22 protein-coding genes are annotated in these 26,543 nt (G+C 50.6%); 10 read left to right on the plus strand and 12 right to left on the minus strand.

The annotated features are described in order from the left end of the window. Nucleotides 1-15: 15 nt before the first annotated feature. Nucleotides 16-783: a thiol-disulfide oxidoreductase DCC family protein gene (locus ACYU87_RS19415; RefSeq protein ID WP_461135755.1), complete on the plus strand. Its 768-nt coding sequence runs from the start codon at nt 16-18 to the stop codon at nt 781-783. Nucleotides 784-848: 65 nt separating this feature from the next. Here the strand turns inward: ACYU87_RS19415 and ACYU87_RS19420 are convergent, their stop codons facing one another. Next, nucleotides 849-1,643, minus strand: a complete 795-nt coding sequence (locus ACYU87_RS19420) for an alpha/beta fold hydrolase (RefSeq protein WP_461135756.1) — start codon at nt 1,641-1,643, stop codon at nt 849-851. 170 nt (nt 1,644-1,813) lie between these two features. Here ACYU87_RS19420 and ACYU87_RS19425 point away from each other — a divergent pair, with 170 nt between their 5' ends. The 4 genes from ACYU87_RS19425 to ACYU87_RS19440 all read left to right on the plus strand — a co-directional run bounded on the left by ACYU87_RS19425 (nt 1,814) and on the right by ACYU87_RS19440 (nt 3,544). Next, complete coding sequence (locus tag ACYU87_RS19425; protein WP_461135757.1) at nt 1,814-2,071, plus strand: hypothetical protein; 258 nt, start codon at nt 1,814-1,816, stop codon at nt 2,069-2,071. Between the two features lie 52 nt (nt 2,072-2,123). Further along, entirely contained in the window at nt 2,124-2,381 is a 258-nt protein-coding gene (locus tag ACYU87_RS19430) for a hypothetical protein (RefSeq protein ID WP_461135758.1), read from the plus strand. After that, nucleotides 2,371-2,760, plus strand: coding sequence for a DoxX family protein (locus ACYU87_RS19435; RefSeq protein ID WP_461135759.1), 390 nt, complete (start codon nt 2,371-2,373; stop codon nt 2,758-2,760). The genes ACYU87_RS19430 and ACYU87_RS19435 overlap by 11 nt, the downstream gene beginning before the upstream one ends. A 70-nt stretch (nt 2,761-2,830) precedes the next feature. Then, on the plus strand, nt 2,831-3,544 hold the full coding sequence (locus tag ACYU87_RS19440) for a hypothetical protein (RefSeq protein ID WP_461135760.1): 714 nt from the start codon (nt 2,831-2,833) through the stop codon (nt 3,542-3,544). A gap of 95 nt (nt 3,545-3,639) precedes the next feature. Here ACYU87_RS19440 and ACYU87_RS19445 read toward each other — a convergent pair whose 3' ends face one another. Further along, on the minus strand, nt 3,640-4,680 hold the full coding sequence (locus tag ACYU87_RS19445; RefSeq protein WP_461135761.1) for a LacI family DNA-binding transcriptional regulator: 1,041 nt from the start codon (nt 4,678-4,680) through the stop codon (nt 3,640-3,642). 354 nt (nt 4,681-5,034) lie between these two features. On the opposite strand from ACYU87_RS19445, the gene ACYU87_RS19450 reads away from it, so the two are divergent. The 3 genes from ACYU87_RS19450 to sufB all read left to right on the plus strand — a co-directional run bounded on the left by ACYU87_RS19450 (nt 5,035) and on the right by sufB (nt 10,111). Further along, a complete protein-coding gene (locus ACYU87_RS19450; protein WP_461135762.1) occupies nt 5,035-7,068 on the plus strand; it encodes a glycoside hydrolase family 3 protein in 2,034 nt (677 codons plus the stop codon). A 10-nt stretch (nt 7,069-7,078) separates the two neighbouring features. Then, nucleotides 7,079-8,269 carry a mannonate dehydratase gene (gene uxuA / locus ACYU87_RS19455; RefSeq protein ID WP_461135763.1) on the plus strand — a complete coding sequence of 397 codons (1,191 nt, stop codon included), beginning with the start codon at nt 7,079-7,081 and terminating at the stop codon, nt 8,267-8,269. A 348-nt stretch (nt 8,270-8,617) separates the two neighbouring features. Then, nucleotides 8,618-10,111 (plus strand): Fe-S cluster assembly protein SufB, encoded by a 1,494-nt coding sequence (gene sufB, locus ACYU87_RS19460; protein ID WP_461135764.1) that lies wholly within the window; start codon nt 8,618-8,620, stop codon nt 10,109-10,111. 67 nt (nt 10,112-10,178) lie between these two features. Here the strand turns inward: sufB and ACYU87_RS19465 are convergent, their stop codons facing one another. The 6 genes from ACYU87_RS19465 to ACYU87_RS19490 all read right to left on the minus strand — a co-directional run bounded on the left by ACYU87_RS19465 (nt 10,179) and on the right by ACYU87_RS19490 (nt 19,992). Beyond that, nucleotides 10,179-10,907 (minus strand): universal stress protein, encoded by a 729-nt coding sequence (locus ACYU87_RS19465; RefSeq protein WP_461135765.1) that lies wholly within the window; start codon nt 10,905-10,907, stop codon nt 10,179-10,181. Nucleotides 10,908-10,985: 78 nt separating this feature from the next. Further along, nucleotides 10,986-11,951, minus strand: a complete 966-nt coding sequence (locus ACYU87_RS19470; protein WP_461135766.1) for an SPFH domain-containing protein — start codon at nt 11,949-11,951, stop codon at nt 10,986-10,988. A gap of 116 nt (nt 11,952-12,067) precedes the next feature. Next, nucleotides 12,068-13,267 carry an MFS transporter gene (locus tag ACYU87_RS19475; RefSeq protein ID WP_461135767.1) on the minus strand — a complete coding sequence of 400 codons (1,200 nt, stop codon included), beginning with the start codon at nt 13,265-13,267 and terminating at the stop codon, nt 12,068-12,070. Between the two features lie 354 nt (nt 13,268-13,621). After that, nucleotides 13,622-15,385, minus strand: a complete 1,764-nt coding sequence (locus ACYU87_RS19480; RefSeq protein ID WP_461135768.1) for a serine hydrolase — start codon at nt 15,383-15,385, stop codon at nt 13,622-13,624. Nucleotides 15,386-15,588: 203 nt separating this feature from the next. After that, nucleotides 15,589-18,693: a DNA polymerase I gene (gene polA / locus ACYU87_RS19485; protein ID WP_461136043.1), complete on the minus strand. Its 3,105-nt coding sequence runs from the start codon at nt 18,691-18,693 to the stop codon at nt 15,589-15,591. A gap of 291 nt (nt 18,694-18,984) precedes the next feature. After that, nucleotides 18,985-19,992, minus strand: a complete 1,008-nt coding sequence (locus ACYU87_RS19490) for a fasciclin domain-containing protein (RefSeq protein WP_461135769.1) — start codon at nt 19,990-19,992, stop codon at nt 18,985-18,987. Nucleotides 19,993-20,159: 167 nt separating this feature from the next. Here ACYU87_RS19490 and ACYU87_RS19495 point away from each other — a divergent pair, with 167 nt between their 5' ends. Both ACYU87_RS19495 and ACYU87_RS19500 read left to right on the plus strand, forming a co-directional pair. Further along, a complete protein-coding gene (locus ACYU87_RS19495; RefSeq protein WP_461135770.1) occupies nt 20,160-20,621 on the plus strand; it encodes a hypothetical protein in 462 nt (153 codons plus the stop codon). 134 nt (nt 20,622-20,755) lie between these two features. Continuing rightward, a complete protein-coding gene (locus ACYU87_RS19500; RefSeq protein WP_461135771.1) occupies nt 20,756-21,271 on the plus strand; it encodes an acyl-CoA thioesterase in 516 nt (171 codons plus the stop codon). A gap of 77 nt (nt 21,272-21,348) precedes the next feature. On the opposite strand, the gene ACYU87_RS19505 is transcribed toward ACYU87_RS19500, so the two are convergent. The 4 genes from ACYU87_RS19505 to ACYU87_RS19520 are packed head-to-tail and all read right to left on the minus strand — an operon-like array spanning nt 21,349 to nt 26,542. Next, on the minus strand, nt 21,349-22,284 hold the full coding sequence (locus ACYU87_RS19505) for a phosphatase PAP2 family protein (protein WP_461135772.1): 936 nt from the start codon (nt 22,282-22,284) through the stop codon (nt 21,349-21,351). 2 nt (nt 22,285-22,286) lie between these two features. Then, nucleotides 22,287-23,588 carry a DUF4833 domain-containing protein gene (locus ACYU87_RS19510; RefSeq protein ID WP_461135773.1) on the minus strand — a complete coding sequence of 434 codons (1,302 nt, stop codon included), beginning with the start codon at nt 23,586-23,588 and terminating at the stop codon, nt 22,287-22,289. A gap of 12 nt (nt 23,589-23,600) precedes the next feature. Continuing rightward, on the minus strand, nt 23,601-26,168 hold the full coding sequence (locus ACYU87_RS19515; protein ID WP_461135774.1) for a DUF5686 and carboxypeptidase-like regulatory domain-containing protein: 2,568 nt from the start codon (nt 26,166-26,168) through the stop codon (nt 23,601-23,603). Beyond that, nucleotides 26,165-26,542: a GtrA family protein gene (locus tag ACYU87_RS19520; RefSeq protein WP_461135775.1), complete on the minus strand. Its 378-nt coding sequence runs from the start codon at nt 26,540-26,542 to the stop codon at nt 26,165-26,167. Before ACYU87_RS19520 ends, ACYU87_RS19515 begins: the two co-directional genes overlap by 4 nt. Between the last annotated feature and the right edge of the window lies 1 nt (nt 26,543).

Raw genomic sequence — 26,543 nt, forward strand, 5'->3', positions numbered from 1 at the left:
AAAATACAAGTACTCATGAAGAAGCTGATCATTTACGACGCAAGTTGCCCGATGTGTAGACTGTATACAAAGGGCATGGTGGCTGCTGACCCAAGCGGTTGCCTGATGCGACTAAGCAGCAGTCAGTTAACACCGGAAAACATAAGTCGCATTGACCAACAGCGGGCGAGGCACGAAATACCATTGGTCGATCTCGATGGAGGTGAAACACTATACGGCGTCGACACCTGGATTTACGCGTTCGGCAAACAGAACAAACGGATTGAAAGGGTACTGTCGCTAAGCTGGATTAAGGTCTGCCTCCAAACGCTTTACGCCTTTATCTCCTACAACCGGCGAATTATTATTACATCGGCACCGGGCCGCTGGAATCTGCTGGATCTTCAACCCGATTTTCGACTTGCCTACCGCTTCGCGTTCATTTTGGCCATTTTCGGCCTTGTTGGTGGGCTCGCGACGATTGTTCATTTTCCCGGCTGGCTCTCAGTCACTTTACTCCTGGTCATTGGTCAGTTGTTTGTTACATGTCTTTATGTTGCCACACGTCATGATGTCGACTTTCGTCAAACAATGATGGATTACACGGGACACCTGGGCATGAGTCTGTTCATTGGTGGATTCATTTCGGCAATTGGCTACACCATGCACTGGTCTTCTCTGGTGCAGATCGGTGGCGCACTGACAATTGGCCAGCACTTCATGCGTAGCTACCGGCTTGGTCTTAGCCCCTGGTTGAGTATTTGCTTCACCAGCCTGGTCTTCCTGTTAATTGTACCATCCTGAGGCCGCACGTAGTCACGCTACGATCAACATCTTCGACCTTTCTGATTGACTGACCGATCCCCCAATTACTTTGTCAGAAACTCCACTACCGTTTTGGCAAATTCAGGAGTACGCATGGCTCCGCCGTGATCGCCGGGCACGATGACCAGCCGGGAGCCGGGAATGGCATCGACCAGTGTTTGCGGGTCGCCGTTATCCTTGTCCTTATCGCCGTTAATAACCAGCACCGGTACGTTAATTTTACGTAGTTCGGCCCGGGTAGTTACCGGTTGAAACTCCTGTAAACGAGCCAGTACGACCGTGTCTGCCCCCGATTTTTTGGCATAATCGATAGCGCTCTGCAATTCCGGATGGCTGCCGGGTTTGGTTAATGCTTCGTGAAAATTTTTGCGACGGTACCAGTTCGGGTCCGAGAAATCGACACTGATACCACCCACAACAGCGCGACGAACCTGCTGGTCCATCGTTAACAACTTAGCCGTCAGGATAGCCCCACGCGAATAGCCGACTACATCATAGTTCGTAAGATTCAGGTGTTTCATAAGCGCCACGACGTCCTTCAATTCGGCATTATCGCGGTAGGCTTCGGCGGTGTGAGGCTTGTCGGACAGGCCGTTACCGCGTAGATCAAGCGTAACGACTTTGAATCCGGCATCGGCCAAGGCTTGCCTGACGGACGCCCGCTTCCAGCTTTCACTGTTCGAAATAAAGCCGTGTATTAACACAACCGGCTTTCCTTCACCCAGCACATCATAATGAATCTTCGTTCCATCAAATGACGTAAATAGCGGCTCACGGGCTGTCTGGGCGCATGCCAGACCAGAAAGAAACAGGATACTAACAACTAAAAAAGGCTTCATGCAACACACAGGTCGGTTAGGGTTTATGGAGGAGGGCAGAAAACCACACCACGGCTTTCCATCCCCTTTATAAAAGTATTCTTGATAATGAAACTTGTCTCAGTGAGATAAGTCTAACCTTTCCCTATTCTACCGGGTTATAGTGTACGACAACTAACGAAGCATCGATTATGACAGCGCTAGAAAACAAGCAGTTACCCATGGATGCCGAAGTAGTCGGCTCCAGGATAGGCCGTATTGATCCTGACATTTTCAGAAGCCAGGAAACAGAACCGAGCGACGAGCAGGCTGAAGAAAATGGTTCGGAGGAAAGTGACTCCGATGATGAACCCACCGACGAGGAAGGCGACCCGACTGGCGAACACGATCACCATCAGGACGACAACTACGCACTGGGGGGCCACGTTACCCGATCAGGCGGGCTTTAGCCGCTGTAGAACTCACGAAACTAATCAACCACTAACACTAAACGCCAGCCACATGAACTCAAACGACACAACAACGTACAACCCTGTCGATGATGAAAACCAGGGGATAATGACAACAATGGTACAGGGCGAAAACGCTGGTGGTGGCATAGCGCAAACGGCGTTTCTGGATCCTATCGTGAACCAGGGGCCGGAGCCGGAAAAAGAAGAAGTCAATGAGTCGGATACCGAATCGAATGGGATAAACGACGATATGCTGGCGGAGGAAGACGTTGAAGACGGCGAAATAGACGAGAGCGATGACGAATAATCAGCTCGCTCAACTTGTTATACGCATTGGCCTTGGTATTAATATGCTCATGCATGGCCTTGTCCGTTTACCAAAGCTCGGTGCCTTTGTCGCTAAGATGGAAGCAGGCTTTGCCAGCACAATCTTACCCGCTCTACTAACCAGGGTTTTTCTGTATACACTCCCCTTTGTTGAGCTGGCCGTCGGTATCATGATTTTGCTGGGCGGCCAGTTTACCAAGTGGGGTTATTTTGCTGGTGGACTTGTTATCGCGGTACTTTTATTCGGCACTACGCTCAAGGAAGATTGGTCGGGGGCGGGCCTGCAAATGACTTACGTGGTAGCGTTTTACCTGGCTCTGCGGGGCCTGGACTCTTCGGGAAGAGGCCGGTTCAGGTAGCTTTTTCGCTATACGCTTACAACGGTTGCTGATCTGGGGGAGTCAATAGAGCAAACAAATCCAGTTAATAATGAAATCAACGTTGTTATTAGTTGCTGCCCTAACGAGTAATCTGCTCACCTTCACCGCCTGCCAGCAGGAGAGTACTCCCTTACAACCGGGACTCCCCTACCAGTCTTCTTTTCAGCGGGATAATGATGGTTGGGTCGCCGAAATTACGGATTATGGGACGGCACAATCGGACATCATGGAGTTCAAATCAGCCCATCAGGAATTGCCGGCTCCACTCGACGCAACCCGTAAGTCCATACTGATCGAAAGCATGAATCGCAGCGACGATGCGTTTATGTTTCTGAAAAGAAAGGTTACAGGCCTGACGCCTAATACCGATTACTCCCTCATTTTTGATATCGAACTGGCATCGAAGTATCCAGCCAATTCGATTGGGATTGGCGGTTCTCCGGGCAGCAGTGTTTTCCTCAAAGCAGGGGCTTCTGCCGTTGAGCCGGTAAAGATTTTAAAGGACGGTTTCTACACGATCAATATCGACAAAGGAGCCCAGAATAACGAAGGTGCAAACGCCATTTTACTGGGTAACATCAGTAGCGGATCTGAGACAGATGATTATGCCCTTATCAGCCGCTCCAACATCGATAAGCCGTTTATAGCCCGTAGCAGTGACAAGGGAGAACTCTGGTTGCTGGTTGGTACCGATTCGGGTTTTGAGGGTCTGACAACGCTGTATTATAGCCGGATCAATGTAACGACCAGGCCAGCGATGTAGGTATTCCACTCCGACGCTGTACGGTAGTCAATTAGTCCCAATGGTCAGCAAATGGCCCTTGGGACTATCTTTTTTCTTCTTACCGGACCACCAGCTTACCCCTTGCGTTCAGCAACACCCGCCACCCGGAGTGATGATTTCCTGACGACTAAATTCGTTTTTAATACGTTACAAATCGACGTGCTTTGCTCACCCGGATTTCGGATCAGATTGATCAGTAACTCTGCCGCCGAACGGCCCATCTCAAAGGCCGGTTGCGCTACTGAGCTTAACGGAGGATTCAACAAGGCGGCCATTGGAAGATCGGAAAAACCGACCAGAGCAACATCATCGGGCATCGTTAAGCCCGCTTCCGTAATGGCCGCATGACAGCCAATGGCAATGTTGTCACTGGAGGCAAAAATACCATCGGGCCGCTCGGTCTTTGCCAGCAAACTATGGGTAGCAGCCAGCGCGCTGGTTGCGTTGTATGTTGCGGCAACCACCCACTCATCCTGAATAGGGCGGCTATAATCCAGCAAAGCAGCCCGGTAACCATGCAACCGCCGTCTACTAATGAGCAAATGCCTGGGCCCCGATACATGGGCAATGCGTTCGCAACCCTGCTTGATCAGGTGCTCCGTTGCTTTGTAAGCTCCTTCGAAATCATCGACCGACACAGTATGCGTGTCTATTTCTTCACAAATCCGGTCGAAGAAGACAATGGGAAACCCTCGTTCGTGAATATTTTTGAAGTGGGTATAATCGGTGGTCGATGTGGCAACAGATACCAGCAAGCCATCTTTACGCCGATTGTAAATGTGCTTCACGTTCAGCACCTCCCGTTCGTAATCTTCGTGACTTTGATAAATAACGACGTGGTACCCCTGGGCAAACGCCACATCTTCAATGCCTGCGATCACGATGGCAAAAAATGGATTTGCAATTTCCGGTACAATAACCCCAATGTCATTCGTCTGATTGCTGAGTAGACTCAGGGCTACCGGATTCGGATTATAATCGAGCCGTTGAGCAAGTTCCAGCACGCGCCTTTTTGTCTCGATACCTATCTCAGAACTATCCCGCAGAGCCCGCGAAATCGTTGATGTGGAGAGATTCAGAGAACGGGCTAAGTCTTTAATGGTAACCGTCTTCATGCGGGAATCAATAGTAAAAAAGTTATATTCTTCAGGCTGTATACACTAGTGATACGCTAGTGCTGATAACTCCAGACTTACCTGTTTATACTACTATCTGCAGAATAGTTTAAACTATAATAAGTCGACGCAACCTGTTTCGGGAACGTTTGCGTGAAAATACGCTGCTCTTTACGCAAATTAGTTTGTACAGACCAATAAAGTAGCTTAAACTCAACAGCTGGTAGTTCCCTACGGAATACCCTAATCGAGTCGCTGTTCTTCTTTTTTTACAATTCATCTTAATTGTATTCATACCGTAAATCAGTTCTCCAATCTTCCCAGACCCTGCACTCTCCTAACCGCAGAAAAGCCATGTATTTACGCAGTAAATCAGTACTTGTCGGGCGAGCTACATTACTGGCTTGTTCGGTATTTGTTATCAACGCGCTGGCGCAAAAACCCATCCAGCCAACGCTTGGTTACCGGTCCGTAAAACCATTGACGCAAAATGGTTTGTCGTTCAAAGACCTGAACAAGAACGGCAAACTCGACAAATACGAAGACTGGCGATTGCCTCTTGAGACGCGGGTACAGGACCTGATTTCGCGCATGACGCTTGAGGAAAAAGTCGGATTCATGCTCATTAGCACAACCCGACTGGCCGGGGATAATTCATTTCAGCAGGGAGCCCCGAAGTCGGAAATTACCAGCGGATTCAACGAGGAGGACCTGGTACAGAGCACCAATATGTTCACCCGAAAGCCGCTGCCCTATCCCATGATGATGGCCGCCGGAACAACCAAAGGGGTGATGCAAAACCAGTTACGTCATTTTATTCTTCGCGCCAACACATCGGCTAAAACCCTGGCCGACTGGAGTAATAATTTGCAGGCTCTCTGCGAAAGCTCCCGGCTGGGCATACCGGCTCTTGTTGCATCGAATCCACGCAACCACATTACAATTGATGCCTCCATTGGGCTCAGCGTCGGTACAACTGTCTTCTCCAAATGGCCGGGCGAACTGGGGCTGTCGGCCATGCACGATCTGAAGCTCACCCGTGAATTTGCCGATATTGCCCGTCAGGAATGGGCCGCCGTCGGCATACGCAAAGGCTACCAATACATGGCCGACCTTGCTACCGAACCGCGCTGGCAGCGGATTGAAGGCACTTTTGGCGAAAGTGCCGACTGGACAGCCGATATGACCCGCGAAGTTGTACTGGGCTTTCAGGGACCTAAACTTGGGAGCCATTCGGTAGCGCTGACCACGAAACACTTTCCTGGTGGCGGGCCGCAGGTAGCGGGCCAGGATCCTCATTTCGACTGGGGTAAAAATCAGCACTACCCCGGCAACATGTTCGACTACCACCTCAAGCCATTTCAGGCGGCCATAGATGCCGGTACATCAGCCATCATGCCCTACTATGCCAAACCCATCGGCACCAAATATGAGGAAGTGGCTTTCGCCTACAACAAAGGAATCATCAAAGAGTTGCTCCGGGGCAAAATGGGCTTTCAGGGCATCATTAACTCCGATACGGGTCCTATTGAGATGATGCCCTGGGGCGTAGAGACGTTAAGCATCCTGGAACGGTATCAGAAAGCCATCGACTGTGGGGTGGATTTGTTCTCGGGCTCCGGCGATCCATCGCTGTTGCTGGAAACGGTGAAAAAAGGACTGGTTTCCGAAAAGCGAATCAACGAGTCGGTGGCCCGTTTGTTGCGCGAAAAATTCCTGCTGGGCCTATTCGAAAACCCCTACGTCGATGCGGAGGTGGCGCAGAGAACGGTGGGCAATACCGACTTTCAGAAACGGAGTAATCTGGCCATGCGCAAGTCCATCGTGTTGCTACGAAACAGCGCCAACCTCCTCCCGCTGGCCCCCAAAACAAAGGTGTATATGGAATCGTATTACGACAATGGCCGTACTCAAACACCTTATACGGTTATTAAACCGCAGGAAAATACGGGTGAACTAAGGTTCGTAAGCACGAAGGAGGAGGCTGACGTGGTCGTGTTATGGCTTACTCCCAATGGGGGCAGTTTGTTCAGCTCAACCGGGGCACCTATCGAATTACAGCTGTCGAAAAACAAGATTGATGTAGCCCATGTCAATGCGATAACCAGCACCAAACCAACCGTTTTACTCATCAATTACACCAGCCCCTGGGTAATTGATGAAGTAGACAATGCAAACGTAAAAACCGTTTTGGCTACCTTTGGCACAACCACCGATGCCGTGCTAGACGTGCTGAGCGGAACGTTTAAACCAACGGGCAAAATGCCGTTCACGACACCCGTTTCGCGGCAGGCGGTGCTCGACAATCAGTCGGATGTGCCAGGCTATATGAAGCCGAAAGGTTATGCCCTGTTTACGTTCGGCGATGGGCTGACTTACGAAAAATAATCTTCAACTAATGGCATTAGAACAAACATGGCGGTGGTTCGGCCCGAACGATCCTGTATCGCTGGCGGACGTCCGGCAGGCGGGTGCAACGGGTATCGTATCGGCCCTTCACCAAATTCCAAATGGGCAGGTCTGGCCCCAAGACGCCATCATCGAACGGAAAGGCATCATAGAAAAAGCGGGCCTACGCTGGTCAGTGGTGGAGAGCGTACCGGTTCACGAAGACATCAAAAAACGGTCGGGCAACTATCGACAGTACATCGACAATTACAAGGAATGTCTGGTCAATCTGGCAGCTTGCGGCATCGACACGGTCTGTTACAATTTCATGCCCGTACTCGACTGGACCCGAACCGATTTGGACTACCGGCTGCCTGATGGCTCTACGGCGCTTCGCTTCGATACAACCGAATTTTGCGCCTTCGAGGTGTATATTCTTAAACGGCCCAACGCCGAAAAAAGCTACTCGGAACAACAGCTAACCCGCGCCAGGCAATGGCTCGAGGCTGCCCAGGATGCTGACGTTCACCGCCTGACGCGCAACATCATCGCGGGCCTGCCCGGCAGTGAGGAAAGTTTCACCCTTGACGCTTTTGCGGACGTACTGCAGAGTTACAAAACCGTAGATGAGACCGCACTTCGGCAAAACCTGTACACGTTTCTCGCTGACTTGACACCCGTAGCCGAAAACGCGGGCATTCGACTGGCCATTCACCCCGACGATCCACCGTTTCCGATTTTAGGCCTCCCCCGCGTAGTCAGCACCGAGGCCGATGCCCGACAATTGCTGGCGGCTCATGAGAGCCCGTACAACGGTTTATGTTTTTGCACCGGGAGTTATGGCGTACGGGCCGATAACGATCTGGCAGGCATGGTCGAACGGTTGGGCGATCGCATCAATTTTGTGCACCTGCGGGCCACCCAGCGCGATGCCGATGGTAACTTCCATGAGGCCGATCACCTGGCGGGCGATGTAGACATGTATGGTGTCATGAAAGCGTTGCTAACGGAGCAGAACCGACGAAAACAAGTTGGCCGGGAAGATTATCGGCTCCCGTTCCGTCCCGATCACGGCCACCGGATGCTTGACGACCTTGACCCCGCCAAGAAAACAAATCCTGGCTATACAGCCATTGGACGACTGCGCGGGCTCGCTGAATTACGGGGCCTGGAAATGGGTATTGAGCGAAGCTTATTTTAGTGAATATCGTTCTAGATCCTGATTGCATATCTTCCAAGCTATCAATTTTGCTTCTGTGGTTCGTGAGGACGAACCGCTCATACGCCAGCAAAACCATCCGGACAAATGGCTTATGAAGGTACGAACCGCGGGAATAATTGGGCAGTGGCCCTACTCATCTTAGCGTAGCAATTTTACGAAAATCGCTTTCTGTATATATACAGCTAGTAGCAGATAGAGTATAGAACGGAGATGCCCGAAATAGCGGAAAGTTTCCGATATTTGTCCAGCCTGCCCGGAACGTACCCACCCGGCAGATTGTTAAAAATATGTTGCCGTGGTGCGAAAACCACGCAATTAACCGAGACTATGAGCAAGGACGCGGATATTTTAGAAAGCATAACCAACGCCGAATATAAGTACGGATTTGAGACATTGATCGAAGCTGACGAGGCCCCCGTGGGTCTTGATGAGACGACGATCCGTTTCATTTCTGCCAAGAAAAACGAACCTGACTGGCTGCTCGAAAATCGCCTGAAAGCCTTTCGGATGTGGCAGGAGATGACCGAGCCGAAATGGCCCAATGTCAACTATCCTAAAATAGACTATCAGGCTATTAAATACTATTCGGCCCCGAAACAGAAGAAAACAGTCAACTCGCTCGACGAAATCGATCCTGAACTGATTGACACGTTCAATCGGCTTGGTATCTCGCTGAACGAACAGAAGCGTCTGACGGGTGTGGTTGATGCACCGGGTCTGGATGCGGCACCGGGGGAACGCCCACGGGTAGCCGTCGATGCCGTTATGGACTCGGTTTCGGTAGCAACTACGTTCAAGAAAGATCTTGCCGAACGCGGTATTATTTTCTGTTCCATTTCGGAGGCCGTTCATGAGCACCCCGAGCTGGTGAAAAAATACATGGGTTCTGTAGTACCTGCCAAAGACAATTACTTTGCGGCTTTGAATGCAGCGGTGTTTACCGACGGTTCGTTCTGCTACATTCCGAAGGGCGTTCGTTGCCCCATGGAGCTGTCTACTTATTTCCGAATCAACGCAGCCGGAACGGGTCAGTTTGAACGGACGCTTATCATTGCCGACGAAGGATCGTACGTTAGCTACCTCGAAGGCTGTACGGCTCCCATGCGCGATGAAAACCAGCTTCATGCTGCTGTTGTCGAACTGATTGCGATGGGTAATGCCGAAATCAAATATTCGACCGTACAGAACTGGTATCCCGGCGATAAAGACGGCAAAGGTGGTATCTACAACTTCGTAACCAAACGCGGTATCTGCGATGGCCCGAACGCTAAAATCTCCTGGACGCAGGTCGAAACCGGCTCAGCGATTACCTGGAAATACCCGTCGGTGATTCTGAAAGGCGATAATTCAATTGGCGAGTTTTACTCTGTTGCGGTTACCAACAACATGCAGCAGGCCGATACGGGTACCAAGATGATCCACATTGGTAAAAACACCAAGAGCCGGATCGTGTCGAAAGGTATTTCGGCGGGTAGAAGCCAGAACTCGTATCGGGGTTTGGTTGAAGTCATGAAACGTGCCGAAAATGCCCGGAATCACTCCCAGTGCGATTCGCTGCTGTTAGGCGATAAATGTGGCGCTCACACGTTCCCATATCTTGAAGTAAATAACGCGTCGGCTACCGTAGAACACGAAGCTACGACATCAAAAATTGGTGAAGATCAGTTGTTTTACTGCAACCAGCGCGGTATTCCAACGGAGCAGGCGATAGCCCTGATCATCAATGGATACGCGAAAGAAGTATTGAATCAACTCCCCATGGAATTTGCCGTTGAAGCCCAAAAGCTGCTGGCAATCAGCCTGGAAGGCAGCGTTGGTTAATATCGATTTTCAGGCATAAAAAAGGCCGGTTCGACAACGAACCGGCCTTTTTTATGCCTGAAACAGGCTATTTCTTTTCGTGGTATACCAGCACAGGTATGTCCGACTTTTCGATCAGGGCCGTGGTATGGTTCGGGTGCAGCAGATTGTCCAGGAAGCCTGCTTTGGGCGATAGTTCCATTACAATCAGATCGGCCTGAGCGTTATCCAGCTTGTCTTCCGTAAGTACAACCAGTTGTGCGTCAAACGCGTCTACCAGCGATTCTGTCTGAAAGGTAACCTGGGCCTGCGTGGTTTGAGCCTGCATGGCGTATGCAATCGTACGAACTTGAGCCGGACGGACGGATTCCCCCTCGGCCGTGGTTGGCACAATCAACACAGGGCATCGTGCTTCACCGGCTACATCCGTAACGGCGCTACCAGCCAGCCGGTCGAAGAACGTAGTTAAATTACTGCGGCCCATCACGATCAGATCAGCCGAACGCTCTTTGGCAACCTCCAGTATTTCGTCATCAACCGAACCAATCCGCCATTCAACCTCAATCGAAAGGCCTTCTGCCCGTAATCTGGTGGCCAGCTCGTTAATTTGCTGACGGCTGATTTCTTCGATTTCCTGAGAAGCTACAATCCCTAAGCCCGGATCGCCAACGGTAGGCAGGGTCGAATCAGGAATCATAGGCTGGTAAACGTGCAACAATGTGACGGTTGCGCCCGTCTTGTTGGCAAACAACCGTACCCAGTCCAGAGCGGCTGTCGTATGATTCGAAAAATCTGTGGGAAAAAGCAAGTTTGTCATTGTGCGTGAATCAGGGTTTGTTAGTGAGAACAATCAAAACGCCCAACGTTCCCAACATTTTTTGCGGATTAAAGCACGTTAGCGTCTTTCTGGTCCCGCTGGCGATGTAATGATCGTACCCGAGTCGCCATTGGTATTCATCTTTTCGACCGCCAGAAGCTGCTTCATCGTCTTTTCCATCCCTTCGGTTGAGCCATCCAGAAAAATAACATTGCCCCGCCCGTTCTCGGCAAAATGCTTGATCGCTTCTGTCCAGATCGAGAACAGAATCAGCGACGCATCCAGCTTCGCTTCGGTCATTACTTTAGCCGACTCGGCCATCCCCTTGGCTACTTCTTCCCGAAACAAAGCCACGCCCTGACCGCGTAATTGAGAAGCCGTTTTCTCCGCTTCGGCCGAAATCTGAATCGCATTTCCTTCGGCTTCGGCTGCTTTTGTCTTTGTAATCAACAGCGCCTGTCCCTCATTTTCTGCAGCGGCTTTTAAATTTGACGACGCCACTACCTGAGCCATCGACCGCATAATGACTTCATCGAAAGCGATGTCATTCAGTTGTAAATCTGTCAGGTGGTAGCCCCAGCTTTCAAGCAGCGTATCAAGTTGGGATTTTACGTGTTCGATGATTTCGGAACGAAGGGCCAGAATTTCCGACTGTCGTTTGGTCGCCACAAAGCTCCGGATTGACCCTTCGATGGTACGGATCAGCGCCTGCATGAACGAAGACTCATCAATGAACTTAAAGGCTACATTTTTGATGGTTTCTTCTTCCTGATTCAACACGGAATAGACCAGCATGGCTTTGAAATTGACATTTGCCTGATCGGCCGTGATGGCCTGAAACGCCAGTTCGACAGATCGGTTCTGAATGGATATCCGGCGGTAGATAACCTCGATAAAGGGAATCTTAAAATTTAGACCAGGCCCAAGAACGCGGGCATATTTACCGAAAACTGTGATCACAGCCACGGTGCCCTGTTGCACGATAACTACGGAGAGAAAGGCAACGACAAGCGCCAGCCCAAGAAAAAACAGTAGAAAGCTCATAAGGGAAATGGTTATACATAAAAACGGATTCCGCGTAAAGTACGGAATCCGTTGATAGAATGACACAAGTTTTACTGAACCGGTTCAATGACGCAGTCAGACGAGCGAATTATAGCCTAGTGACCGGCAACCAGTTCGTAGTTTTCCAGTTCTTCGTTTTCTTCTACTCCTCTTTCTTTTTGTCGGAAATAGACAACTACCGCCAGCAGAAACCCAGAAAAGGCCAGACCAGCGCCAACCCACTCAGGCGAAGCATAGCCCAGACCAGCCGCGATGGGCAGACCGCCTAGATACGCGCCGAGTGCATTACCCATGTTAAATCCAGCCTGACTAACTGACGAAGCCAGCATTTCGGAGCCGTTGGCCGCCCGAATCATCAGGATTTGAATGGGTGCTCCCAACGAGAACGCAATAGCCCCCGTTATGAATGTCATGATTAACAGCGGAATCTGATAAGAGGATACCAGGTAAACACCGATCAGCGACACGGTCATTAACAGGAGAAATAAAGTCGTCGCCTTACTGGGTGAGATCAAATCGGCGATGCGTCCGGAAATCAGGTTGCCCGTTGCCATACCCAGACCCGCCAGCACCAGAATCCAAGTGATCTGACTGCTACCAAAATGAGCTACCTCGGTCAGCAGAGGGGCAATGTAGCTAAACCAGGCAAACAGCCCACCGGTTCCGATGGCGGTGATGCCCAGAATGAGCCAGGGCTCGGTTTTGGTAAACAGCTTGAGGTCTTTCCGCAGATTAGACTCACCTACCACCGGCATAACCGGCAGCAGCTTATAAATGCTGAACATCGTGGCCAGCCCAACGGCAGCTATAATAATAAACGTGATCCGCCAACTCATGGTGTGACCAATGTATGTACCCAGCGGTACACCAATAATGTTGGCGACAGTGAGCCCGGCAAACATCATCGAAATCGCCTGAGCTTCTTTTCCCTTGCCTGCCAACCGACTCGCAACGACAGCACCTACGCCAAAAAATGCACCATGGGGCAAACCGGATAATAGCCGGGTTACCATCATGATTTCATAATTCGGGGCAAATGAAGAAAGCGCATTGCAGAACGTAAACAGAGCCATCAGGCCCAGTAGAATTTTCTTGGGTGGATAATTTCCGGCGATACCAACCAGCAACGGGGCACCCAGCACAACACCAAGCGCATAAGCCGAAATAAGGTGTCCGGCAACGGGAATGGAGATTTGTAATGAGCTCGACACATCGGGCAGAATGCCCATAATCACGAACTCCGTCATGCCAATACCGAAGCCGCCTATGGCGAGGGGTAACAGACTTTTTTTCATTTGCAGCGTACTATTTTTTGACAGCTTGTGGATGCTTCCAACGTAGAAAGCTCACCATAGGCCACTTTAATAGGTGGCCCACTATATCAGCCAAATAAAAAAAGTACAAAATTGTTCCCCACTCTCCAAATGTTCTAATTTATTAATCAGTCAATACAATTTATATTCCTTGCGGTCTAGTAAATAAGTAGATAGACTAAGTCAAAAGCCTGACCAACATAGCTGTCGCACCTTTTACCCCCTTCCCCTAAGCTATAGATACTCGATAGCCCAGGCCATAAAAAATACGCAAGCTCGTCAAACAGCTTGCGTATTTTTTACCTTTATCTTGAAATTATTCTATTTTCCTGACGATTAGCGTACCCGTTTTCCCGGTATATCCCGACCATTCTGGTACAGGATCAGTTGCTCTACCTCACCCTTGTCATTGCTGACAAACGTTACCTGAGCATCAACAACTTTGAGGAAAAACTTGGTTTTGGATTCAGGGAATAGTTCGAAGGCGGGTTGGCCAGTTGCCTGTCCAAACAGCTTTTTTCCTTGTTGAGTGATAACAATGGAAAAACTTGGGGCCAGTTGATAGGTCCCCACGTACGATGCCAGCGTAGCCTCATCCACAGCGGCAACGGCCACTTCTTTCGGGGCCTCAACCGTTTCACCCAATTCCTTCAGTTTATCGAATCCGTTTACGTTTCGGGGATTCAGGGCCACCGATTTTTTATAATCCTGAATCGCTGCGGCTTTATTGCTGGCCGTCATGTAGGCTTCACCCCGGCTGTCGTAGACGTTGTAAGAGTTTGGGAAAGCCTCCACGTTGAACGTAAAGACATTAATTGACTCAGGTAGTTTGCCATCGCGCATGAGTTCGTAACCCAAATTATTCAGGTCATTCTCATTGACGCTATAGGCTTTGTCTGTCTTCCAGGCATTGAATTTTTCGCGGGATTTAGCCAGCGGTTCCGACAGAATTGACTGTCGGAGCATATCCGTAATGGGCTTTTTAGGCGACTCCACGGGCTGGTCATACAGAATCCGTAAAATATTCTGGCGCATATCGCTGAGGGGTGCCCGGCCGGTATTGTTCAGCAGGACAACGAACTGCTTGTCATTCGGTAAACGGCTAATGATCGTATTGAAGCCATTAATTCCCCCGCCGTGTTCGACCAGTAACAAGCTGTCTTTTCGTTCGCCAACCTTGGTCTTGCCTATGCTCCACCCGTACGCATACCCGGCACCTTCTTCATAGCTACCCAGGAACGGGGTAAACATAACCGTTTTCGACGAAGCCGACAACAGTTTGTCCGTGTACAAAACCTGATCCCAACGGTATAAATCCTCCACTGTTGAGTACATCGAGCCAGCTGCGTATGGAATAGACATATCCAAATAAGGTGCATTTACATACTTGCCCCCCTGCTTTTCGTACCCGGCGGCCCGTTTGGGTAAAATAGGACTAAACAAGTCGTAGCCTGTGTCGGCCATTTGAGCGGGTTTGAGTATGTTCTCTGTCAGCACAGTCGCATACGGTTTCCCGGTTACTTTTTCGATGATCACGCCCAGCAGGAAATAGCCGGAGTTGCTGTACGTAAATTTCGAGCCCGGCTCGAAATCCAGCGGCAGGCCAGAAAACTCTTTCGTAAACGCCTGAGGAGTGTAGGGGTTGCGGGCCAATGTCTCGAAGAAGCGTGGTACGTTAGTATAATTCGGGATACCCGATGTATGAGTAAGCAGATGGTGGATGGTGATTTTATCGCCGGTTGCTTTTGGGTAATCCGGCAGGTAATCGGTGATTTTACCGGTCAGTTTCAGCTTACCCTGCTCGACCAGTTGCATAATGAGCATGGCCGTAAACTGCTTGGTAATGGAGCCGAGTCGAAACTTTGTATCGGGCGCGTTCGGAATAGTCCATTCCATATTAGCCATCCCGTAGCCTTTTTTAAGAACAACTTGCCCCTTGTCGGCTACCAAAATGGCCCCATTGAACTGCCCGTTGGCTGCGTACTGTTTGACCAGCGCATCAATTTTAGCGGCTTTTGGCTGCGCGAAGGATAAGGTTGCCGTGACAAGCAGAAGTACAACCGCCAAGCTACTATGGTTGGGTACAAGTGTATTTTTCATGAGCGAACTGGTTGGGAAATTACTCACCAAGATTACTCTTTTCTGTTCTAGAGCCGCATGAAAAATGATTTATGGGCGTATAAGGTGGATAAATGGCAATAAAAATTCCGCCTTGAGCCGTTAAGTCAAGGCGGAATTTTTATTGCCATACGCTTCAGGCCACAGCTGCCCGAACAATTGGATGGAAAATATCCCTGACCATGTCAGTGCGCGACCAGCCAGTTTTCGCCGGTGCCGATTCCCGTTTCCATTTTGACGCCCATTGGAATGGCATTTTTCATAATGTCGGCAACCCGATCACGTAGCAGGTCAATCTCGTCGCGGTGAGCGTCGAAAACGAGTTCATCGTGTACGGTCAGAATCATTTTTGACTTTAGTCGCTCGGCCTGCATGAACGCATGAATTTGAATCATGGCAATCTTAAGCATGTCAGCGGCACTGCCCTGGATGGGCGCGTTCACGGCATTTCGCTCGGCAAACATCCGGTCGGTCTGGTTACGCGAATTAATGTCGCGCAGGTACCGCCGACGGCCCAGAATGGTTTCGGCATACCCAAAGCCCCGCGCCTTTTCGATGCATTGATCGATGTAGTCTTTTACCGCCGGAAAACCAGCAAAATATTCTTCGATAATCTGGGCTGCTTCTTTGCGCGGTATCTTCAGCCGTTGCGACAAACCAAACGACGAGATACCGTAGATGATACCAAAATTGATGGTTTTCGCCTTTCGGCGCATATCGCCGGTTACCTCATCCAGCCCAACATGGAATACTTTACTGGCCGTCTGGGTGTGAATGTCAACGCCGTTGTTGAAGGCTTCGAGCATAGTTTGGTCACCGCTGAAGGCCGCCATGATCCGCAGCTCGATTTGCGAATAGTCGGCCGACATGATAACGAACTCCGGCCCGCGGGGTACAAACGCTTTACGGATCTCTTGGCCGCGGGGGGTACGAATGGGAATATTCTGCAGATTTGGATTTGTGGACGACAAACGGCCCGTGGCCGCTACCGCCTGGTTGAACGACGTATGGATGCGCCCCGTACGCTTGCTGATGAGCAACGGCAGGGCATCTACGTACGTGTTTTTGAGTTTGATCAGTTCCCGATAGTCCAGAATCTTACGGGCAATTTCGTGCTCCGCTTCAAGCTTCGACAGAATCTCTTCTCCCGTCGCGTACTGACCGGTTTTGGTCTTTTTCGCGTTTTTATCGAGCTTGAGCTTATCGAACAACACCTCGCCCAGTTGCTTCGGCGACCCAATGTTGAACGGCTCACCGGCAATGGCAAAAATTTCCTGCTGCACCTGCCGCATATCGACCTCAAGCGTGGCAGATAGTTCGGCCAGGGCATTGGTATCAATCGTGATGCCCTCCAGTTCCAGGTCGGTTAGCACCTGTACCAGCGGCATTTCGACCTGATCGAACAGCTTGTGCAGGTTGTCTTTCTCAAGCCGGGGCGCAAAGGCTTCTTTCAGCTGAAGCGTCACATCGGCATCCTCGCCCGCGTAATCAACCACCTTCTGAACATCCACGTCGCGCATGGTCAGCTGGCCTTTTCCTTTCTTACCGATCAGCGATTCAATTTCGACCGGGCTGTAATTAAGGTAGGTCATGGCCATCATGTCCATGTTATGGCGCATTTCCGGCTCAATCAGATAGTGGGCAATCATGGTATCGAACAGTTTGCCCTGTACTTCCACACCGTACTTTTTCAGCATCAGCAGGTCATACTTCAGGTTCTGCCCTATTTTTTCAATCGCAGGATTCTCGAAAACAGGCTTGAACTGATCAACGATGGCCTGTGCTTCGTCGCGATCGGCCGGAACGGGTACGTAAAATGCTTCGCCAGTACGATAGGCAAAGGACAGGCCAACCAAATCAGCTTCGACGGGATCGAGCGCCGTGGTTTCCGAATCAAAACAAATGCTTGGCTGGAGATTCAGGTAATGCACCAGACTGGCCCGCAGTTCATCCGTGTCGATCAGCCGGTAGTCGTGTTTAACGGAAAGAATCGTCTTGCGTCGTTCGGGTTGATTTTCATCCAGTTCATAATCCGGATACACATCCAGGTAGGCTGGCGTCTGGCCGTCTGGCTGATCCGTTTCGGTCACCTCGGCCCCCACGGCATCGTCCGTCGTGATGGTATCCGATACTTTTTTGCTGGTAGCCTCAGCGCCCGATGCCACAGGCACTTTTACGGATGTCCGTTTGCTCTTCGGTTTTTCGACCGGGGCAGGTGCGGGGGCCGTGTCCGACCCAAAATCAAACGGCAGATCGTCTGCACCGGAGGGGTTCAACGCCCCCATATTCGGGAAAGGCAGAAACGCAGGCGAGTTTCCGCCGGGAGAGTCTTCCGCAGGCGAATCGAACAGGTTCATTTGCGACGTTCCACCGGCTTTAAAGGCGGCCGGCAGTGGCTTCTCGTCGTAACTCCCTCCCAGCAAACGGGTCTTCATCTGCCGGAATTCCAGTTCATCCAGCAAAGCGGCTAACCGGGGCTTATCGTATTCAGTATGGCGCAGGTGCTCTTCGTCAAACGGTACCGGCACATCTAGATGAATGGTCGCCAGCTCTTTCGACAGCAAACCCTGCTGCGCGAAATTGACAACATTTTCTTTCAGTTTGCCTTTCAGTTCGTCGGCGCGGGCAATCAGGTTTTCTACCGTTCCAAAGTCAGCAATCAGTTTCTGGGCCGTTTTTTCGCCAATGCCTGGAATACCCGGAATGTTATCGACCGAGTCGCCCATTAAGCCGAGCATGTCCGTAACCTGATCGATCCGCTCGATTTGCCAGCGCTCGAGTATGTCGGCCACACCCAGTTTCTCGGCGGGTTTGCCCATGAAGGCAGGCTTGTAGATGTGAATATGTTCCTCAACCAACTGGCCGTAATCTTTGTCGGGCGTCATCATATACACCTCGAAATCAGCCAAAGCCGCTTTTTTGGCAATCGTACCAATGATGTCGTCGGCCTCGTACCCATCCAGAATCAGCATGGGAATGTGCATGGCCTCCACAATCTGCTTGATGTAAGGCATGGCGACGCTGATATCTTCGGGCTGCGATTGCCGGTTTGCTTTGTACATCGGAAACGATTCGTGCCGGAATGTCTTCTTAGACGAGTCGAAAGCGACGCCGATGTGCGTGGGTTTCTCCTTGGTTAATACCTCAATCATGGCATTCATGAAGCCAAAAACGGCCGAGGTATTTGTCCCCCGCGACGAAATGCGGGGAGATTTACTGAAAGCAAAATGAGCGCGGTAGATGAGCGCAAGCGCGTCTAACAAAAACAGTTTTTTAGTCGGTTTGGCCATTCGATGGATGTAACGGATCAGTCGGCCAAAGGTCGAAAGTCTTGGCGACAATCGGGTAGTTTTGGCCGCATAAATTGCTGGAAAAAGCGGAGAAAATCTCCCTGAATTACAACAGGAAGAAAGGCCTTTTGATTCCAGGAATGGCACTGGCTACGCGCTGAAGCCCCTTTCTTTATTCGCTGGCAGATTTGATGAACAGAACACAAGAATGGCGCAGAGACCGCAAAGAAAAGTAATTCTCTTCGTCAACGATCGCTGCGCCATTCGTGCGCTTCCCATTATTAAATGCGTTTATTGAGGCAGTAGCAGTCGGTCAATAATGTGCACCACGCCGTTTGTCGCCGTAATGTCAGGACCAACAATAGTCGATGCGGTACCACCATTTCCTTTGCCGGTAACGGTCAGAGCCGTCGTACTACCACCCGCTGTAATAGTGCCCCCCTGCAAGGTCGACAGACTGGCCCCGCTGGTAATGAGTGGCGTATACGTACGGCTGTTGAGTACGTGGTAACTCAGTATCGAGGTCAGGGTTGTGGCCGGGGTTCTGGCAATGGCCGCCGAGTCAATGCCTACGGCTCTGAAGGCGGCATCGGTCGGGGCGAACACCGTTAATGGACCCGTTGCTGTTAGCGAAGCTCCTATGCCTGCTTTCGCAACAGCCGCCTGAAGCAGCTTGAACGAAGCTGTTGGCAACAACAACGGAATGCTCTGAATCGTAGCGACAATGTTACCGAAGACAGGTGGCAACAGCACTCGGTCAATGGCGTGAATAGTACCGTTACTGGCAACGACGTCGGCTTGTAGGATACGAGCACCGTTGATGGAAACAGTAGCCGACGTGGCCGAGGTCGATGTAGCCGAGGTAGAGGTTACCTTCGACAAATAGAGGGGCAAGCCGCCCAGCGTTTGCTGGGATGTATTGATGGCTACCGGAATATCCGACGTGCCAACTCGGGTGCTAAGTACGTGGTACTGAAGAACAGCTTTGAGCAAATCGACCGGGGCCGCGCTGATAGCTGCAGCATCAACGTAACCAAAAGCTTTGAAGGCATCGTCAGTTGGGGCAAAAACGGTGTAGGTGCCCGCCTGGGTGAGCATTCCGTCTAACCCAGCCCGTGCAAGAGCGGCCTTCAGCAAGGTAAACCGGCTTCCGTTATTGATAAGATCACCAATTGTTGAAATGGCCGGGGGTGGGGTATCAGCTTGTTTACAGGCTGTGAACGAAAAAGTCAGGGTGACTAGCATGATGGCCAGTAAGGCCCACGTCCGCCCTGCGAATGCGTTTTTGATTAATAACATGAGAGATCAGGAGTTTGTAAACGAATGGTAGAGGCTACCCGTTCAGCAATCAACAACTGCTAAATTGTTTTGTTTACATTTCTTCATGTATTCACCCAAAAGCCCGTTTACGCTCGCAAACTATTGATCAGAGCAACGGTTAGTTCATAAACATCGCTCCATCCATTATGCGTAATTACTTCGTTATTGGCTTATTAGCGGGTACGCTTGCCTGCCGGAGCCATTCATCCGAACAGTCGGCAACGACTCAGGCAACCGAAAAAGCATCCGCATCCGCCGACACACTTTGCTTCCGCCAGGTTCTGAGCCGGGATACCACAACGCTCCAATTAGTTATCAATGGTGATCGGGTTACGGGGTATTTAGATAATAATCCTTACGAGAAAGACCGGGCACGGGGGCCTCTCGAAGGAACCGTTCAGGCGGGTCAGATTCGGGTTGACTGGCAGCGGGCGGGCGAAGGAATTACCCAGCCCTACGTACTCGATCTGCTTCGGCAAGGAGACAGCATTTCCTGGCTTGAGGGCGAACGAACCGAACAGCAGGGCAAATGGGTGCTCAAAGACCCCAAAGCTGGATATACATACGTACTGACCAAAATTGATTGTTCGGCAACACCGGTACACTAGTTCGTTTAACCGTTCAGTACAATCACCGATTCAACTACCCCTGGTGGCAAATCCGGGTCTTCATTTGTCGGTCTGCGTTTTTGGTCGTTGGTTTGTAAAGCCTAAAAAGGGCTGCCCTAACGCATCATCAACAAATGCCCCAACCCAAACATGCCCGCGAATCCATTACGGTTATGACCGAGATGGTATTACCCAACGATACCAATACGCTCAACAACCTGATGGGTGGGCGATTGCTTCACTTTATGGACATTGCGGCCGCCATTGCCGCCCAAAAACACTCGAACCGTCTGGTCGTAACAGCCTCCGTCGATAACGTATCCTTTTCAGAACCCATCCGACTGGGCAACATCGTTACCATGAAAGCTCAGGTAACCCGGGCATTCAGTTCATCGATGGAAATTTTTATTGAGGTTTGGGCAGAAGATATTCCAGCCGGGCATCGGGTCAGCACCAACAGCGCCTACTACACGTTTGTGGCCGTCGATCAGAGTGGCCGACCCATTGAGGTACCAGCCGTTATTCCCGAAACGGACGAAGAAAAAGACCGGTATATCAGTGCGCTCCGTCGGCGGCAGCTGCGTTTGGTGCTGGCCGGGCGCATGAGTGCTCAGGATGCCACCGAGTTACGGGAGTATCTGAAAGTATAGACAACTCGTTTGTTCGAGTCTCATTGCTGTATAGACTACTATCTGTCTTTGGACAGTTCGTGGTTTATACGGCTTTTTCAGGCAGTCAGGGCCACCATTTTTCGGATGAAGGCTTGTAACCAACCCGTTTTCTGTACTTGGTGAAAGAGGAGGATGCCCGTCAGCGCGCAGGTGATGCCAGCCAGTACATCCAGTACATAATGGTGGCTTGTGTACACAGCAGAAAACCAGATACCGACCATGATCAGACCGAAAAACCAGTTGGCCAAGCCCAGCCTTTTTCGAAAGCTGTGATACATAACAATTACCGGATAAGACGAGTGCAGGGAGGGCATAGCGGCAAATACGTTCGAGCTTTTAGCGTAAATAGACGCAAACACGGGGGCTCCCACATACTGATCGAACTTGGCCAGGCCAGCCGTATTGCCAGGTGTATGCGGCTCGAAATCAAACCCGTGCGTCTGTACGTACCAGGGGGGAGCCGCCGGATACAGGTAGTAGATGATGAAACCCAGCAGATTGACCAGAACAAACGTGAGGGCAAAAGGATAGAACGCAGGGCGGTCTTTAAAGAAAAGATAGGTGGCAAATGACAGCGGAATGGGTATCCAGGTCAGGTAGAACAGCCCGGTCAGCACGTTCAGAAAGGGGATCTTGTGCATCAGCCAGTACTCGTTAGGCGTCAGAATTGACGGGCCGACGTTAATACCGAATAGCCTCTTTTCCAGATTGTAAAGCGACTCGATGTGTACCGGATTGTACTGATAGTTGGGAAACGCTTTCATGTAATCGAAAACGATCCAGTAAACGGCGAATATAGAAAAACCCGTTACGAACTTACGGCTCTGACTGGACGCGTAATACAATCCGTTTACCAGGCCAACCAGAAAAAGCTGGTCGAATTTGAAGCCGACCAGTATGTACGACAAAAGCAGATAAGCCATTGAGGCCAGGCTTACCACCAGAACGCCTTTACGAATGGATGGGTTACTTATTTCCGTGGGTTGATTCATGTCTAGACCATGATCCGTTCGACCGTCGACTCACCTGTTGACGCGTTCGTACCTTCCAATTGAATGTATTTCACATTTGGCACCCACATGGTACCCCCTTCGATGTGGAGATAAATCCGGTTGAGAATCACTTTCTTCTGGTTCACGTTTGCGTAGACATAATAGCCAGCATCCCGATCTGACTTGACCAGATGCAGGGGCAATTTTTTGTAAGACACAAAGGTCAGCTCGTACTGCTCATTGGCCACCGGACGGGCTTTTACGCCATAAGCAAATGTGCGCTGAATGTAGGAAAGTTCTTTTTGCTGATTTTGCTCGGTGTAACGAATCCAGAAAATATGAACCGGGTCCTGCTTATCCAGCTTACCGTTCTTCACGTTAAGGGTACAAACGATCGTGTTCGAATTGGGGTCCCGCTGAAGGTAAAACAACTGGTTGGGAATGCCCTTTGGTACGGGGAAACTCACTTTTACCTTGTCCTGATGCGTATCGTCTGGCAGGACGCTGACCGCCAGAGCGCTGGCCGGCCCGGAAAAGCCCAGCATACTGCCGAGCAGGAAGAGCGTTACGATTAGTGTTTTTGCCGACGACGGTTTCTCTTTTTCTTCGAGTCCTCTTTTGGCATCCAGAAGCCGGTTATAGGCCGTTATATTGGTCATTATGGCCATTACCACCAGCGGCAGGGTAAAAATCGACATCGTTTCGAAGACATGGATCGGCACGCCGGGTATGTACACTTTGAAATCAGGCCCCAGCAGCGGAGCAAAACAACCACAGGCCAGTGCCGATACGCCAATGGTGATGACCCGTTCGGGGCGTTGCATAAGCCCCCCTTTGCATTCGATACCCAAGCCTTCGGCGCGGGCGCGGGTGTAACTGACCATCATGGAGCCGATCAGGGCAATAAAAGCGAACAGGGAACTGAAGAAATAGTGGTGCGAAATGAGGTAGTAGCAAATGCCCAGAAACATAATCAGTTCGCTGTACCGATCCAGCACCGAATCGAAAAGGGCACCGTACAACGAACTCATTTTGCCCAGCCGCGCCACCTGGCCATCCAGCATATCGAACAGACCGGCAAACAACACCAGAGCCCCGGCCCAGCCAATGTAACTGAAGTCACCCCGGTTTCCCTGCTCGGCCCCGGCAATGAAAATTAGGGCGACACCCACGTTCAGGACCAGCCCGATGGTGGTCACCATGTTAGGCGTTAAGCCCAGCCGGATCAGTAGTTTGACAAATGGGTTTATGACGGTGTAAATACCCAGTTGAATTTTAGTGCGTAATGTAAGTGCCTGTTGCATAGTAGGTAGTCGTTAAAAATCGAGCGTAGCACGAGCCCGGATACCCCATGACGACACATTGGGGTGGTCTAAATAATTGAGTCGTTTAACCAGATCGATCCGGAAAAACTTAAATACGTTGGCAACGCCCGCGCTCGCTTCCATGTAAGGTGTCTGGTTGAGCGTGTACGTATACGGAATCCCCCTGGCATCGACCGGAAACTGGTAAAGCGACGGGTGCTGTTGCGGATCATTCTCGCTACGCAATCCACCGTAAAGGGCTTTGAACGAGACCGCTTCCCGCCATTTCAACCGCTTGAACAAGGGGATTTTGTTGAAGAAAAACCCATTGAACGAATGGTCAACACTAACGCTGGCATATCGGTCGCTGACAAATTCGAGAAAATTCATCAGGTTGTAGGAGTTTAACTGATACGCATAGGTTTGGTTGGCCCGGTGAATCGTTAAAAGCGGAAATGGAACCTGACCAAAAATGTAACCGCCCTGGAGTGTCACGACTGAATAGCCTAACTGAGAGAGCCAGAAACGCTTGCTGGCCGTAGCTGTCAGGTTCTGATAATTGTACTCGCCCCGCAACAGCCCTTTTATTCCGGCAGCATAACGCACCGTAAACACAGGATAGCGTCCTACAATGGGGACCCGATAAATCTTGCCCTGATAAAACTGCTCATTGGGTGCCCAGCGGGCCTCCACCGAAAATTCGGACGTTGTTACCGTGGGCGATGGGGCATTATCTGCGTCGCTGGCGCGCTTAAACTGCAATCCTCCCGCGGGGGCCTGCTGCCAGTTTTTGAATCCCAGGCTGTAGGAGAAGTGGTTTTCAAATTCGTGTACATAGTCGATTCGCCAGGTGTCGTTGTAAAGCCACTTATCGTTTATTCCCCGTTTAAAGGACAGCAAGAAATTGTCTTCCTGAACAAATTGTAACTCCTGACCGGGAATTTTCGTGTCACGCTGGAAACTGGCGCGGATGTAATTTTGCGGAAACTGGTAAATCGACTTGTTGTTGAGGGAATACGTTCCACTCAGGAAATACTTCCATCGCTGGTCTTTGAACCCGTATGCTGCGTAGGTTTCAGCATAGTATCGTTTACTCAGTTCTGGTGTAGTGCGCCCGCCCACGCGCAGGCGAAATCCCTCGACGGGGTTAAAGCTGTAGAAGGTATTGGCCGGGCCAATTTCGAACGCGCCGAACGATTTATACCCGGCCAGAACAAACGTGAGGGCCTCCATTGTCCGCCGGAACGAGGGCATCCGCTTCAGACTGTCAATGTTGACGTATACTTTCGATTCGGCCGAAGACAGGGAATCGTGGCGGTTGGTCTTCCAGAATTCGTCGGGTTGGGTGGCCGCACTGGCATCCACGATCTGTTGCTGACCGTCATAAAACTGAGCGGGCAGAACCTCGTCCGTTTTATAGTTTCGGTAAGAGAGTGTACGTTGCCCGAAAATACCGCCCCCTTTGCTTTTATTAACACCGAAATCAGCCAGCAGATCGCTTTTACTCAAGAAGTAACGTCCGTCGGTGTTCTGTGCAAACTGCAACCGAATCTGCAAATCCCGAACCCAATTCAGGTTGATTCTGGGATTAATGGTCAGGTTGATTTTCTGAACGGCATAGTTGCTATCCAGCGTTACGTACATTTTCCCTTCAAACAGCATGTCGGTCGGGTTACGGGGCACAAAGTTTAACCCAACAAGTTTGGTCTTATCCACCACAATCGTGTCGGCCAGATAAAACTGGTAAAAGGTAGGGGCACTGTTAGCGATGGGGCTCAGGAACTGATTCGTCATCAGGAAAATCGAGTTCGAATAAATATCGACCTTCGAATACATCCGGTTCAGGTAAAGACTGAGCCCATTGTTGTCGAAATACTGCCCAAAATCGACCCGTTTGCTTCCTTTGATAACCACTTTATCCCGTAGCGGGCTTTTACGATAATAATGATCGGATAGCTTTTCTTCCAGATAAATGGGCAACAATGATTTTCCGGGCAGGGTCGTTGTATCGCGGTTGTCCAGCAGAAACCGGTATTTCTGAAAGATCTTCCGATCCGCTATTTTGGTCGATAAACTACTGAGCGAGAACTGCAACTTATCGTATTCTTCGTAAGCTGCATAAGCGTAATTCCCCAGTTGATTTTGCTCCTTGTGGCTGATCACATTCCGGATCAGCTCAACGGCCGGGTTGTTTTTGTTGCGGTAGCGCTCCTGCTTGCCCCGCCGAATTACGACTTCATTCAGCAGTTGCGAATCCGACTCCAGCTTAACAACAACGGTCTGGCTCGTGCCGGGAGAGATGGCTCGACTGGCCAGTTTATAGCCAATAAACGAGACCGCTATTCTGGTAAAACTTCCGGTTGCCGACAGGGAGAATCCCCCTTTGTCGTTGCTGGTGGTCCCAATATTGGTTCCGACAAAAATAATGTTGGCGAAGGCCAGGGGCTGGTTGGTGGCCGCATCGGTAATGGTACCGGTAACGGTAGTTGTCTGCGCTCTGGTTAGGCTACTGAAGAGTAGCAATCCGCCCAAAAGCAGGATTGGTAACCGGAGTGAGGGGTAGCGCAGCAGTATAGTCATGACAAACTGAAGACAAAGTCTTTCTGTAAAATGTAATTGTAGCTCACGCCAACCAGAATGGCTACGCCCGTTTTCGCTATCAGATACTGAACGCCCATAAACTGGGTAACGGCGAAAAGACCGGCAGCGTTGAGTCCGGCATTACCCAGCCAAACCAGAACAAATCGACCAAACTGTAAACCGATCGGCTGATTATTCCGGGCGAAAACCCACGCTTTGGATAAGCCAAAACTAACAATCCCTCCGCAGGCAGCCCCGATTACGCTGGCCGACATGTACCAAATGTGAATCAGACTGACGCAGGTAAATGTTGTCAAAAAGTCGACGCCCGAAGCCGTCAGAGAGGTAAGCTGAACCTTAAAGAACGTTTGCATT

The sequence above is a fragment of the Spirosoma lituiforme genome (genome assembly GCF_054776635.1).